Origin of the sequence: Algibacter sp. L1A34 (assembly GCF_009796805.1) — a bacterium.
In the GTDB taxonomy this organism is placed as follows: domain Bacteria; phylum Bacteroidota; class Bacteroidia; order Flavobacteriales; family Flavobacteriaceae; genus Algibacter.
The window spans coordinates 304,027-317,388 of sequence record NZ_CP047029.1 but is presented as its reverse complement, the minus strand read 5'-3'; the positions used below and the strand labels follow the sequence as shown (position 1 = coordinate 317,388).

The window sequence follows — 13,362 nt, the reverse complement described above, 5'->3', positions numbered from 1 at the left end:
TCTCCAAAAATAACTTGATTTTACTCGAAAACCTTAATAAAAATAGTTTTTTTGAATAAAAAAATCCGTTTTAAGATAATATTACCTTAAAACGGATTTATATTTTTACGAAAAAAGTAGACTACTTAGCGGCTACACTTTTCTTTTTTGTTGAAAAATCGACAGCTATTTGATTGTGTAAAATATCATCAAAAGTTTCTCTTTTTCTTATTAAGTGTGCTTTTTCATTATACCATAAAACCTCCGCAGGGCGCAAACGAGAGTTGTAGTTACTCGCCATAGAGAAGCAATAAGCACCTGCATTTTTAAATGCTAAAATATCACCTTCGTTAATTTCGTTTATTCTTCTATTATTTCCAAAAGTATCCGTTTCGCAAATATACCCTACTACAGTATAAAAACGTTCACGACCTTTAATGTTCGATATATTAGTGATTTCATGATGCGATCCATAAAACATAGGGCGAATTAAATGGTTGAAACCAGAATCGACCTGTGCAAAAACGGTTGAGGTTGTTTGTTTAACCGCATTTACTTGGGCTAAAAAGTATCCCGATTCGCTTACTAAAAACTTTCCTGGCTCAAAGGCTAGAGTTAATTCTTTACCGTAATCTTTACAGAAATCGTTGAATCGTTTAGATAATTTTTTACCTAATTCTTCAATATTAGTTTCAATATCTCCTATTTTATAAGGCACCTTAAATCCAGAACCAAAATCTATAAATTCTAAATTATCAAATTGTTTTGCCGTTTCAAACAAAATTTCACTAGCATAAAGGAACACTTCAATATCTAAAATATCACTTCCTGTGTGCATGTGGATACCATTAATATTCATTTTAGTATTTTCCACAATACGTAAAATATGAGGAATTTGGTGAATAGATATTCCAAATTTAGAATCAATATGTCCTACAGAAATATTAGCATTTCCACCAGCCATAACATGTGGGTTTATACGAATACAAACCGGTGTGTTAGGGTGTTTTGTTCCAAATTGCTCAAGAATAGAAAGGTTGTCAATATTAATTTCAACACCTAATTTGGCTGCTTCTTCAATTTCATTTAAAGAAACTCCGTTTGGTGTAAAAATAATTTGCTCAGGTTTAAAACCTGCAGCTAAACCTAATTGCACCTCTTGTATAGATACCGTATCAATGCCAGAGCCTAAGCTGTGTAAAAGTTTTAAAACCGAAATATTCGATAATGCTTTTACTGCATAATTAATTTTTAATTTCTTAACATCTTTAAAAGCATCCGTTAGGCGCTTGTATTGGCTCTCAATTTTATGACCATCATAAACATATACAGGGCTGCCAAATTCGTTGGCAATTTTAAGCAATTGACTCTCTTGCATGGTTTTTTAATTTTTGTCAAAGATATTTTTTTTGCTTCAATAAAAAATAAATAAAGTAAAAATTGTACAAATTAAACATTTTGTTAATTATTTAACACCGAAAAAGCGGTAATTGCTAATTTCCGCATAAAATAATTAGTGTAATTACCGACGATTATTTACATTTGTTGCACTTAAAACTATCAAGCAGATTATGAATTTACACGAATATCAAGGTAAAGAAATATTAAGCAGCTTTGGGGTACGTATCCAACGTGGTATTGTTGCTCAAAATGCACAGGAGGCAGTTGCTGCCGCAAAACAATTAACTTCGGAAACAGGAACTAGCTGGCACGTGATTAAAGCACAGGTTCATGCAGGTGGTCGTGGAAAAGGTGGCGGAGTAAAAATTGCCAAAAGCCTTAAAGAAGTTGAAGAAATTGCAGGACAAATAATTGGGATGGACTTAGTAACACCTCAAACTTCTGCTGCTGGTAAAAGAGTTCACCAAGTTTTAATTGCCGAAGATGTTTACTATCCTGGGGAATCTGAAACTAACGAGTTTTATATGTCGGTTTTATTAAATAGAGGAACAGGACGTAACATGATTATGTATTCTACTGAAGGTGGAATGGATATTGAAACGGTTGCTGAAGAAACTCCTCATTTAATTTTTCATGAAGAAGTAGATCCAAGTGCTGGATTATTACCTTTTCAAGCACGTCGTATCGCTTTCAATTTAGGATTATCTGGTTTGGCATTTAAAGAAATGACAAAATTTGTTACTGCTTTATATACGGCTTACGTAAAATCTGACTCGTCTTTATTCGAAATTAACCCTGTTTTAAAAACAAGCGATAATTTAATTATGGCAGTTGATGCTAAAGTGACTATCGATGATAATGCACTTTACAGACATAAAGATTACTTAGCTTTACGTGATACACGTGAAGAAAGTGCTATTGAAGTAGAAGCAGGCGAATTAGGTTTAAACTATGTTGACCTTGAAGGAAACGTTGGTTGTATGGTTAATGGTGCTGGTTTAGCAATGGCAACTATGGATTTAATTAAGCAAGCTGGTGGAGAACCTGCGAACTTTTTAGATGTTGGTGGTACTGCAGATGCAGCTCGTGTAGAAGCGGCTTTTAAAATTATTTTGAAAGATCCTGCTGTAAAAGCAATTTTGATTAATATTTTTGGAGGTATTGTTCGTTGTGATAGAGTAGCTCAAGGTGTTATAGATGCTTACAAAAACATGGGAACTATTAATGTACCAATTATTGTACGTTTACAAGGTACCAATGCTGATATCGCTAAAGAATTAATCGATAATTCTGGTTTAGATGTTATGAGTGCAACAGAATTCCAAGAAGCTGCAGATAAAGTACAAGAAGTTTTAGGTTAAGCCTTTATTAAAATATATTTTAAAAAAGAGTAATGTGAAAGCATTGCTCTTTTTTTTTGGTAAATATTGAAAACTATGTGTTTTCAATTATGAAGAAGAGGTTTAGCAAAGCTAAAAAATATTATATTTATAGAACTTACTTTAATAGAGGTTATAGAACCATAATAAAACATAAGGAAATGAAAATAGTAGTTTTAGACGGATATACATTAAACCCTGGAGATTTAAGCTGGAAAGCTGTTGAAGCATTCGGAGCAGTAAAAGTATATGAAAGAACGGATTTTGATAATGAAACAATAATTAAAAATATAGGTGATGCCGAAATGGTTTTAACAAACAAGACACCATTACCAAAAGAAGTTCTTGTAAAGGCATCAAATCTTAAATATATAGGTGTTTTAGCTACGGGCTACAATGTGGTTGATGTTGTAACTGCTAAAAATTTAGGAATGGTTGTGAGTAATGTTCCTATTTACGGTACACAGGCTGTAGGGCAATTTACAATGGCATTAATGTTGGAATTGTGTCACCATGTTGGTAATCATAATATAGCTGTTAAAAATGGCGATTGGACAAATTCTAAAGATTTTTGTTTTTGGAATTCCCCACTCATAGAGCTTTCTGGAAAAAACCTTGGTATTGTTGGTTTAGGAAAAATAGGGCAGTCTACGGCTAGAATAGCTCAAGCTTTTGGATTAAATATATTGGCTTATAACCGAAGTAAAGATTTAAGATTAGAATCCGAAACTTTAAAATATGTAGAATTAGATGAACTTCTTGAAAAATCTGATTTTGTGAGTTTACATTGTCCGTTAACAGAAAGTACCGAAGGATTAATAAATACGAAGTCTATTTCTAAAATGAAATCTAGTGCCTTCTTGATAAATACATCTAGAGGCGGATTAATAGTTGAAGAAGATTTGAAAAATGCGCTCAACTCCGGGAAATTAGCAGGAGCAGCTGTAGATGTTGTTTCTAGTGAACCCATTAAAGCCGATAATCCATTATTAAAAGCTGAAAACATTATAATTACACCTCATATCGCTTGGGCTTCAAAAGAAGCAAGGGCGAGATTAATGCAAACTACTATTGAAAATATTAAGGCTTTTTTGCACGGAAATCCAATTAATGTGGTGAATTGAAAATTTAGGTAGAAAATATAAAGTGCGCACGAGAAGATTCGAACTTCCACATCCTAAAACGGATACTGGCCCCTCAAGCCAGCGCGTCTACCAATTCCGCCACGTGCGCATTTAAGGTTTTAAATCGGGCGTAAATATAATGATGTCTATGTGAACTAAAAATATAAAAAGCAAATAATTACAAAGTAAGTAACCAACTGCGTTGAAGTTTTTTAAATTTCTTTAATTCGCTACGTAGAATGGGTAGAAAATCTTTCCCGTTACTGTTAGATTTTTCCAAACGGTACGAGTTTTTATAAAGCATATTTGTTAATCGTCTTAAAGATGCAATATGCTTATACTTTCTTTCGGAATAGCGTTCTAACTCAACATTTACAATTTCAGGAACAAGTGATACCGATTGCTGAACAATATCACCAGAAAAATAAATATCTGCATCTTCCGTACCATCAGCTCTTAAACCAGATAAATCATGATTTAAATACATGGAAATGTTTTGAGATAAGGATAAAATCTCAATGGCTTTTTTATAAACCGGTAATTCCGATAGATTTGATGGGGTATTCGGGTTCATTATTTTTATCTCTAGCAATTTTATCAAATTTAGCGACAAGAAATTACATTTCACTTTAGATTTTAAAGTAAAAACGTATATTTGCTTTAGATATTAATTTTTTATAGTTAAAATTCTTTTAAATGAAACTAGATGCGCTTAATACTAAGATTTTAAAGTGTTTACAGCAAAATGCACGTATGTCTAATGCCGAAATAGGCAGGCAGGTTGGTGTAACTTCTCCTGCGGTTTCCGAGCGTATAAAAAAAATGGAAGACTTGGGGGTTATTGAAGCTTATAAAGCTATTGTTTCTCCTTTCGAAATTGGATACCAACTAAAAGCTATCATCACACTTCGTGCTTTTATGGGGAAACTAAAACCCTTTTTAGATAAGGTTAAAACCTATGATGAAGTAGTAAATTGTTACCGTATTACGGGCGATGAAAATATTGTAATGGAAGTGGTTTTAAAAAATCATAAACATTTAGAAACGTTCATCGATCAGCTTATAAGTTATGGAGAATCTAAAACGAATATTGTACTTTCTCGCGTTATTAAGCAGAAGGAAATTAAGCCAATTTAATTGACTTAATTTATCCGCCAAGCTGGGTTTTTTCTGTTTTTTCCGGCATCAAATAAAATTAGATTATTCCCGTCGGGATCTTTTAAATGAGCTTCCCGCCAAAGCCAAGGTTTATCGTTTGGTAATTCAGAAAAAATGACACCTTTTTGCTGAAGTTTTGCGACCCAATTATCTAAATCTTCATCTTCAAAATAAATGGTAATACCGTTTCCTTTTGGTAATTCTTCTACGTTATGTATTGAAAAGGTTGCATCTCCATCTGGGCATTCAAAACGAACATATCTCGGGATTGAATCTACAATAAGTTTCAATCCCAAAATTTTATAAAATTCTACAGCTTTTTCAACGTTAATTGATGGTATGGTTATTTGGTTTAAATTCATCGAATTTTCTTCTTTTTTTGAGTATTTAAATATTGACTTAAAGAGAACAATAAAAGTACACAAAAGCCAGCTAACATCGTAAAAATATACCAAGTGTTATCGAATCCTAAATCGTCAACCATATGCATTCCAGCATTATGTGCAAAAATATGTGCTATAGAAAAAGCTATAGAATACAATGCCATATATTCACCTTGATTACCTTTTTTTGCGCGATCTAAAGCAAAGGCATTTGAGAATGGAAAGGTAATCATCTCGCCTAAACTCATAAATAGCATACCTATTATTAAAACGCCAATCCATGAGGTTAGGTTTAAAACTAAAATACTCATAGCAAGTAGTATTGTTCCAAAAATCATTAAACTAGATTTTGTAAAACGTGTAGACTCTAACCATTTTATCAGTGGCATTTCTAACAAAAAAATCACAAATCCATTCATACCTAAAAGAATACCAATATCAAATTCAGTTAAGTGGTGTACATCTTTGTAGTACAAAGGCATAGTCGAGAAATATTGTAAAAATACAATACCGAACAGTACCATGGCAATTAAAAATATAAAAAAAGCTTTGTCGTGATATGCCGATTTAGGATTCTTAATTTTTACTTCATCTAAAACTTTTGCTTTTTTAGGGTGTAATACTTGAATAAGAACTATGGTTGCTAATATACAAGTTATGCCATCGATCCAAAATAGACCGCCATAGCTTAGTGTTGTAATTATAATGCCACCAATAGCTGGCCCAACTGAAAAACCTAGGTTTATAGCTAGTCTAATTAATGTTACTGAACGTGTTTTGTTTTCCGGTTTGCTGTATGCACTAAGAGCTACAAACATTGCTGGACGGAACATATCTGCTACTAGCATAACTAAAAATATACCAATGCAGAAACCTTCGAAGGTATCTAAAAACTGAAGCGCAATAAATAGAACTCCTGTCGAAATTAAACTTCTAACCATTACTTTGTAGTAGCCTATTTTATCGGTTAATCGTCCGCCAAGCCAAGAGCCCACTACAGATCCAAGGCCAAAGGCACTCATAATCCATCCTACATCTTTCAATGTAAAATCTAGATCTTCGGTTAAGTAAAGCGATAAAAAGGGGATTACCATGGTGCCGGCTCTGTTAATTAGCGTTATTAATGCTAGCCACCACACCTCTTGAGATAAACCTTTAAATGTGTTGATGTAATTGTTAAATAGCGTTTTCATTTTTGTGATTTTTAGTTTTCTCTTCAAAGAAAACTTCTAGTAATATGTGGTTATATTGAAATTTGGAAATTAGTTAAACAAAAAAAGCCCGACTGTGAAGTCGGACTTTTTAAAATACTGAAATAATATATTTTTATATCACCGCAACAAATAGCAAGTCCAACCTTTTCGCTTAGAGCAAGAGGTATATAACTTTCTATAAATAGTGACGTTGTTTTGCATTATTGATAATTTATTTCGTCAAATGTATTTAAAATTTTCTTAAGTTGTATTTTTGAAACGAAATAATTTAGAAATGAAGAAAATATATATAGGTTTTAGTTTATGCTTTTTGTTGTTTTCTTGCGGGAGTAGTTTTCAAGGATTTTATAATAACCATAAAGCCGATATGGGGACAACATCATTTCAGGTTCCTAACTTTATGAAGTCTGTTTTAAGTCAGATTTCTCCGGAACTTAACAATACTATCGGAAATATTTCAGACTTGAAATTCATAAAATTCGATGCGCTTAATAAATTTAAAAGAGAAAGCTTAATTGCAGAAATGAATGCGATTACAAATGGCGGTTATACAGATGTTTTTAGAAAAAATGATGTGAGTAATACACGTATAATTTCTGTTAAAGAACTTGGTGCAGTAGTAACCGATGCTATTATTTTTAATAGTACTGAAAATGAAACAACGGCCTATTATTTACAAGGTAATTTTGATCCGGAAAAAATTAAGTCGTTTGCAAATCAAAATGTTTTTAACGAGTTTTCTAATAGTTTAATGCAATCCTATCAAACAAATACAACTCCATCTTTTAACCCCGAGAAATAATGAAAAATCTAATTTTAACCGCAGTAATATTGATCTCTGTTTTTAGTTGCGGACAAAATAAACGCCCTATTCAAGGTGAAACTGAGTTTCAAAAAACGATAAATGCGGAGTATAAAGACGTATCTACTTCTCCTTTAAAAGATAAAGATAGAAAGGAATTTGAAAGCCTTGAGTTTTTTAAATTCGATTCTACTTTTGTGGTTGAAGCACGATTAAAACGTGTGAAAAATGCAGAATGGTTTAATATGAAAACAACAACAGATAGAGTGTCTAAAGAACGGGTTTTTGGTGTTTTAAGTTTTGAATTGAAAGGACAAGAATTTAATTTGAATGTGTATCAAGGTCAAGAATTAATGCAGGAAGAGGGTTTTGAAGATTATTTGTTTTTACCCTTTTTAGATGAAACTAATGGATTAGAAAGTTATGGTGGTGGACGCTATATTGATTTGAAAATCCCAGATTCTGATAGATTGATAATTGATTTTAATAAAGCCTATAATCCTTATTGCGCTTATAACGACAAGTATTCTTGCCCAATTACACCTCGTATTAATTATTTAAAAACACGAGTTAACGCTGGGGTAAAAGCATTTGGGGAACATTAATATTATTTAAGTAATGTGTTAATCTACATGCATAAGTTAATAATATTTATGCATGTAGGTTTTATATAAGTTTTAATCCTCAAGTTTTGCTGAAAGCTCAAGCCAACGCTCTTCTTTTTCGTCCATAGTTTCAATAATAGCTTGAAGCTTTTCGGAAAGCGTATTAATTTCATCTGGTGTTAAATCTGGATTATGAAATTTGTCTTCTAATTCCTTTTTATCAAAAGTTAAAGATTTTAATTTGCTTTCAATATTTTTTAGCTCCTTTTCTTCGTTGTATGATAATTTGTTCGGTTCTTTCTTTTTCCAAGCATTTTTTTCTTTTTTATCTTCTGCGTCACCTATTGAAACAACATCTTGGCTATCTTCATAAATACGATAATCGGTATAGTTTCCTGGGAAATCTTCAATTTCACCTTCGCCTTTAAAAACAAATAAGTGATCGATTACTTTATCCATAAAATACCTATCATGCGTTACCACAATAACACAGCCAGGGAAATCTAATAGAAAACTTTCAAGGACATTTAAAGTTACAATATCTAAATCGTTAGTAGGCTCATCGAGAATTAAAAAGTTAGGATTCTGTATTAAAACGGTACATAAATAAAGACGTTTGCGTTCGCCACCACTAAGTTTTTCAACAAAATCGTATTGTTTTTTTCTACTGAATAAAAAGCGTTCTAAAAGTTGCTGAGCAGAAATTTGCTTCCCTTTTTTTAACGGAATATAATCACCAAATTCACGAATTACATCTATAACTTTTTGTTCTGGTTTTATAGTGATCCCGTTTTGGGTGTAATAGCCAAATTTCACCGTTTCACCTTTAGTAACTTTACCCGAATCTGGTTCTGCTATTTGGGTTAAAATATTTAAAAAAGTAGTTTTTCCTGTGCCATTTTTTCCAATTATACCAACACGTTCACCTTTTTGAAACATGTAGTTGAAATTATCAAGAATAGTTTTGTCTTTAAAGCTTTTTGAAACTTTATGAAATTCTAAGATTTTACTACCTAAACGTTCCATATTAAGTTCTAATTGAACTTCGTGATCGTTTCTACGTTGGTGTGCGCGATGTTTAATATCTGCAAAATCGTTAATTCTAGATTTCGATTTTGTTGTACGTGCCTTTGGTTGGCGGCGCATCCAAGTAAGCTCTTTCTTAAAAAGTTGCTTCGCTTTGCCTGTTTCTATAGCTTCATTTTCTATGCGCGCTTCTCTTTTTTCTAGGTAATAAGAGTAATTTCCTTTGTAGTTGTGGATTTGCCCTTCGTCTAACTCTATAATTTCATTACAGACACGCTCTAAAAAATAGCGGTCGTGAGTCACCATAAAAAGGGTGATGTTTTCTTTAGAAAAAAAGGATTCTAACCATTCAATCATTTCTAAATCTAAATGGTTGGTTGGCTCATCTAGAATTAGTAAATCGGGTTTATTTATAAGTGCATTTGCTAGAGCTAAACGTTTTATTTGTCCGCCAGAAAGTACGCTTACTTTTTGTGATAAATCTTCAAGTTTAAGTTTGAAAAGTATTTGCTTATAAAGCGTTTCAAAATCCCAAGCTTGATGACGTTCCATAGCATCGAAGGCAGCTTGGTAAGCGTCTATGTCATCAGGGTTTAAAAGCGATTTTTCGTAATTTGAAATTACTTTTAAAATGGGGTTTTCACTAGCGAAAATAGTTTCTTCAATCGTTAAGTTTCCATCAAACTTCGGGTCCTGAGATAAAAATGAAACAGCTATTCCTTTTCGGAAAGTTACGCTGCCAGAACCTGCTTCATCTTCTCCGGAAAGAATATTTAAGATAGATGTTTTTCCTGTACCATTTTTAGCTACGAAAGCTATTTTTTGGTCTTTGTGTACACTGAATGAAACATCTTCAAAGAGTGTAAGTTCTCCGTAAGATTTCGATATATTTTCTACTGTTAAATAATTCAAGGCTATTTGTTTTCTTGCAAAGAACGTCTAAAAAACCAAAAAAAAGGGTATAAGTTTTATTCTTCACGGCGAAAACTTATATTTGTGGTTAATCTATTAACCTATATGTTAAAACAATTTGCCCTTTTAGTTCTTGTTGTGGTTACGGTAGTTTGTACTTCCTGTATCACAAATAAAGATGTTGTGTATTTACAAGACAAGGGAACAGTGTTAAGCGATTCGCTACAAATACAAGCTTTGGCTAAGCCTTATCGTGTTCAAATAGATGATGTTTTAAGTATTGATGTTAAGGCCTTGGATAAAGAGTTGGTTGAAATTTTTAACCCAACAACAAGTGCTATTGGTAATACACAGCAAGCACTTTATTTCACAGGTTTTACAGTGGATTTACATGGTAATATCGAGTTTCCCATTTTAGGAGAAATAAATGTTCTTGGTTTTACTGTAGAGGAAATTGAAGACAAAGTAAAGCGCGAACTTTTACAGCAGTATTTTAAAGAAACGGCTCAAATATTTGTAACGGTAAAACTCGCTGGGCTTAAATATACTACCGTAGGTGAAATTTCAAGTAGTGGTGTACAAGTTATATATCAAGAGCGCGTTAATATTATTGAAGCTATTGCGAATGCAGGGGATATTGAACAAACTGGAGATAGAACGGATGTTTTAATTGTAAGGCAATATCCTGATGGTCAAAAAATACATCATATAGATTTAACCGATATTACAGCAATGAAGTCCGAGTTTTATTATATACAACCAAATGATATTATCATGGTAAAACCATTAAAACGTAAGGCTTTAGGTGCTGGAGAGACAGCATCACAAACTTTTACAACAATAGCAAGTTTGTTTTCGGTTCTTGTTACCACTTATTTTTTAGTAAAGAATCTGTAAATTATGGAAGATGGATTTGATTTTCAAAACGGACAGAACTTTGATTTTAAAGAATTTGTTTTTAGAGCTTTAAGTTATTGGAAATGGTTTTTACTGGGCTTATGCATTGTGTTTTATGTTGTTTATTATCAAAATATAAGGCGTGAGTTTCCTTATACGCTTGGAGCATCGATAACGGTGCAAGATGATAAAAACCCCTTATTTACAGCTACTACTAGTTTGGTGTTTAATTATGGTGGTATATCTGGAAAGGTACAGGAGGTTTTATTAAACTTAACGTCCAGAAAGCATCATGAAAAAGTTGTGGATAGTTTAAAGCTATATATAACATATTTAAAACAAGGCCGTTTTTATAAAACTGATATTTATAAACAAGCTCCGTTTGAATTTGAGGGCAAGATTGAAAGTTATCAGATTATTGGACATGCCATAAAAATCACTTTTTTAAATGAAAACTCATTTCAGATTTCATATGATTTTGGTGAACTAGAAGAGGTTGTATTACAAAATTTTCAAAGCAAAGACGTTAAGACGGTTAACCTATCGGAAGGAATTCTTTCTGAAACATACAATTTTGGAGATTACATTGATTTGCCTTTTTTAAAAGGACGCATAATTAAAAGAGAGCAATCTAAAATTGTTTCACAATCGGAATATTTTATTAGGTTTAATAATTTTGATAGTACTGTTTCTAGTTTTATGCAATCATATATTGTTAGGAACGAATCTAATTCACCATTATTAACAGTAAGGTTAACTAATAAAAATAAACCTAAAATTGTTGATTATATAAATACTTCTATTTTTATTTTGGATAGAGATCAATTGCAACGTAAAAATCAGTATGCTATAAATACTATTGAATTTATTGATAAACAGTTGTCTAGAGTTAAAGGGGAATTAACCAAAAAAGCTGATTCTCTTAACGATTTTATGCGAACCAATAAAATATTCGATATAGAAAGTGAAAGTGCTTTGCTTACAGCTAAAATTGAAGAATATAAAGATGAGAAAGAACTTTTTAACGAACAGCTTTTGGCTTTAGATTTATTAAAAAACTATCTAAATACTAATAATGATTATAGTGATTTACAAGTACCATCAACTACTGGTATTTCGGAAGGGAATATTGGAGTAAATGTATCTAAGATTGTTTTGTTATCGGCCGAGAAGTCAAAATTAGCTTATTCTGTAAGAAATAATGTTTCGGTTTTTGATGATTTAAATCGACAAATAGGAGCCTTAAAATTGGTTGTTCTAGAAAATATTGCTTCGGAAAAATTTAATATCCAATCGCAGTTAAAGGCTCTAAATTCTAAGATTTATAATTCTGAACGTGAGTTTTCTACAATTCCAGAAAGTCAACAAAGATTAAGAGCTATAGAACGTGAGTATTTGTTAAGTCAGAGTACTTATGATTTATATTTAGCCAAACGTGGAGAGGCCGATTTAATTAAAGCATCCAACGTATCGGATATTGTTTTAATAGAACCAGCAAAAGACACTGGCCAAGGTAGAAATGCAGTTAACCTTAATATAAGATATGTTTTTGCATTTTTCACAGTGTTGATTCCTGTTTTTTTAGTGGCATTTATTGTAACATTTTTTGATAATAAACTTCATGCTCCAGGAGATTTAGAAAAATTAAGTAGCATACCTTTGTTAGGGGTTATTGGGCAAAATGATACACCTAATAACTTAGCTGTTTTTAATAAGTCTCAGTCGGCCATGGCAGAAGCATTTAGGGCTATACGTTCTAGTTTGCAATTTATGTACAAAAAACATGATTTAGAAGGTAGTAAAACGGTATTAGTTACATCGTCTATTAGTGGAGAAGGAAAAACTTTTACGGCTATTAATATAGCATCAGTTTTTGCTTTAAGCGGTAAACGTACAGTTTTAGTTGGTTTAGATTTAAGAAAGCCTAAAATTTTTGACGATTTTGAATTGAAAAATGAAATAGGAGTAGTTAATCATTTAATAGGTCAAAAATCATTGAGCGAAATTGTACAGCATACAAAAGTTGAAAACTTAGATATTATAACGTCTGGACCAATACCTCCAAACCCTTCAGAGTTATTAATTAGTGAAACTATGGACAATCTCATAGCAGAATTAAAAACAAAATATGATTATATCATTTTAGATACACCTCCTGTAGGTTTAGTAGCCGATGCTTTGGAACTTTTAGAGTATGCAGATGCTTCGCTTTATGTAGTTCGTCAAGATTATACGCAAAAAGATATGTTGACCTTAATTAATGAGAAACATAAAAATGGAGTTGTAAAAAATATTAGCTTTATCTATAATTTTTATAATTTAAAAGGGAAATATGGTTACGGCTACGGCTATGGATATGGTGATTATGCGAATGGTTATCATGATGTAGTTGAGAAGAAAGGTTTTTTTAATAATCTTATCTCTAAATTTAAAAAGTAGACTAATATTTAATTAGTGAATATTTCTAATTTAAGCTCTTAAT

The 13,362-nt window shown here is 31.9% G+C and carries 12 protein-coding genes and 1 tRNA gene; 7 read left to right on the top strand and 6 right to left on the bottom strand.

The annotated features are described in order from the left end of the window. Positions 1-121 precede the first annotated feature (121 nt). Positions 122-1,357: a diaminopimelate decarboxylase gene (gene lysA / locus GQR97_RS01310; protein ID WP_158844304.1), complete on the bottom strand. Its 1,236-nt coding sequence runs from the start codon at positions 1,355-1,357 to the stop codon at positions 122-124. Positions 1,358-1,550: 193 nt separating this feature from the next. Between lysA and sucC the strand changes: the two genes are divergently transcribed. Together sucC and GQR97_RS01300 are read left to right on the top strand one after the other, a co-directional pair. Continuing rightward, complete coding sequence (sucC, locus tag GQR97_RS01305; RefSeq protein ID WP_158844302.1) at positions 1,551-2,741, top strand: ADP-forming succinate--CoA ligase subunit beta; 1,191 nt, start codon at positions 1,551-1,553, stop codon at positions 2,739-2,741. 179 nt (positions 2,742-2,920) lie between these two features. Further along, positions 2,921-3,883: a D-2-hydroxyacid dehydrogenase gene (locus tag GQR97_RS01300; protein WP_158844300.1), complete on the top strand. Its 963-nt coding sequence runs from the start codon at positions 2,921-2,923 to the stop codon at positions 3,881-3,883. Between the two features lie 23 nt (positions 3,884-3,906). On the opposite strand, the gene GQR97_RS01295 is transcribed toward GQR97_RS01300, so the two are convergent. Then, a tRNA-Leu gene (locus GQR97_RS01295) sits at positions 3,907-3,992 on the bottom strand. Between the two features lie 69 nt (positions 3,993-4,061). Next, positions 4,062-4,457 carry a hypothetical protein gene (locus GQR97_RS01290; protein WP_158844298.1) on the bottom strand — a complete coding sequence of 132 codons (396 nt, stop codon included), beginning with the start codon at positions 4,455-4,457 and terminating at the stop codon, positions 4,062-4,064. Between the two features lie 122 nt (positions 4,458-4,579). Here GQR97_RS01290 and GQR97_RS01285 point away from each other — a divergent pair, with 122 nt between their 5' ends. After that, on the top strand, positions 4,580-5,020 hold the full coding sequence (locus tag GQR97_RS01285; RefSeq protein ID WP_158844296.1) for an Lrp/AsnC family transcriptional regulator: 441 nt from the start codon (positions 4,580-4,582) through the stop codon (positions 5,018-5,020). Positions 5,021-5,025: 5 nt separating this feature from the next. Here the strand turns inward: GQR97_RS01285 and GQR97_RS01280 are convergent, their stop codons facing one another. Both GQR97_RS01280 and GQR97_RS01275 read right to left on the bottom strand, forming a co-directional pair. Next, positions 5,026-5,403 (bottom strand): VOC family protein, encoded by a 378-nt coding sequence (locus GQR97_RS01280; protein ID WP_158844294.1) that lies wholly within the window; start codon positions 5,401-5,403, stop codon positions 5,026-5,028. After that, positions 5,400-6,617: an MDR family MFS transporter gene (locus GQR97_RS01275; protein WP_158844292.1), complete on the bottom strand. Its 1,218-nt coding sequence runs from the start codon at positions 6,615-6,617 to the stop codon at positions 5,400-5,402. Before GQR97_RS01275 ends, GQR97_RS01280 begins: the two co-directional genes overlap by 4 nt. Before the next feature lie 295 nt (positions 6,618-6,912). Here GQR97_RS01275 and GQR97_RS01270 point away from each other — a divergent pair, with 295 nt between their 5' ends. Next, positions 6,913-7,440, top strand: a complete 528-nt coding sequence (locus tag GQR97_RS01270) for a DUF4252 domain-containing protein (RefSeq protein WP_158844290.1) — start codon at positions 6,913-6,915, stop codon at positions 7,438-7,440. Continuing rightward, a complete protein-coding gene (locus GQR97_RS01265) occupies positions 7,440-8,045 on the top strand; it encodes a DUF1684 domain-containing protein (RefSeq protein ID WP_158844288.1) in 606 nt (201 codons plus the stop codon). Before GQR97_RS01270 ends, GQR97_RS01265 begins: the two co-directional genes overlap by 1 nt. A gap of 72 nt (positions 8,046-8,117) precedes the next feature. On the opposite strand, the gene GQR97_RS01260 is transcribed toward GQR97_RS01265, so the two are convergent. Further along, entirely contained in the window at positions 8,118-9,983 is a 1,866-nt protein-coding gene (locus GQR97_RS01260; RefSeq protein ID WP_158844286.1) for an ABC-F family ATP-binding cassette domain-containing protein, read from the bottom strand. Positions 9,984-10,088: 105 nt separating this feature from the next. On the opposite strand from GQR97_RS01260, the gene GQR97_RS01255 reads away from it, so the two are divergent. Next, positions 10,089-10,880, top strand: coding sequence for a polysaccharide biosynthesis/export family protein (locus tag GQR97_RS01255; protein WP_158844284.1), 792 nt, complete (start codon positions 10,089-10,091; stop codon positions 10,878-10,880). A gap of 3 nt (positions 10,881-10,883) precedes the next feature. Continuing rightward, positions 10,884-13,319, top strand: a complete 2,436-nt coding sequence (locus GQR97_RS01250) for a polysaccharide biosynthesis tyrosine autokinase (RefSeq protein WP_158844282.1) — start codon at positions 10,884-10,886, stop codon at positions 13,317-13,319. The last annotated feature ends 43 nt before the right edge of the window (positions 13,320-13,362 follow it).

Bases quoted from the DNA above. Each gene is read 5' to 3' on its own strand.
- GQR97_RS01300 (WP_158844300.1), top strand. From the start codon at position 2,921: ATGAAAATAGTAGTTTTAGACGGATATACATTAAACCCTGGAGATTTA.
- GQR97_RS01250 (WP_158844282.1), top strand. From the start codon at position 10,884: ATGGAAGATGGATTTGATTTTCAAAACGGACAGAACTTTGATTTTAAA.
- GQR97_RS01290 (WP_158844298.1), bottom strand. From the start codon at position 4,457: ATGAACCCGAATACCCCATCAAATCTATCGGAATTACCGGTTTATAAA.
- GQR97_RS01280 (WP_158844294.1), bottom strand. From the start codon at position 5,403: ATGAATTTAAACCAAATAACCATACCATCAATTAACGTTGAAAAAGCT.
- GQR97_RS01285 (WP_158844296.1), top strand. From the start codon at position 4,580: ATGAAACTAGATGCGCTTAATACTAAGATTTTAAAGTGTTTACAGCAA.
- GQR97_RS01275 (WP_158844292.1), bottom strand. From the start codon at position 6,617: ATGAAAACGCTATTTAACAATTACATCAACACATTTAAAGGTTTATCT.
- GQR97_RS01265 (WP_158844288.1), top strand. From the start codon at position 7,440: ATGAAAAATCTAATTTTAACCGCAGTAATATTGATCTCTGTTTTTAGT.
- GQR97_RS01270 (WP_158844290.1), top strand. From the start codon at position 6,913: ATGAAGAAAATATATATAGGTTTTAGTTTATGCTTTTTGTTGTTTTCT.
- sucC (WP_158844302.1), top strand. From the start codon at position 1,551: ATGAATTTACACGAATATCAAGGTAAAGAAATATTAAGCAGCTTTGGG.
- lysA (WP_158844304.1), bottom strand. From the start codon at position 1,357: ATGCAAGAGAGTCAATTGCTTAAAATTGCCAACGAATTTGGCAGCCCT.
- GQR97_RS01255 (WP_158844284.1), top strand. From the start codon at position 10,089: ATGTTAAAACAATTTGCCCTTTTAGTTCTTGTTGTGGTTACGGTAGTT.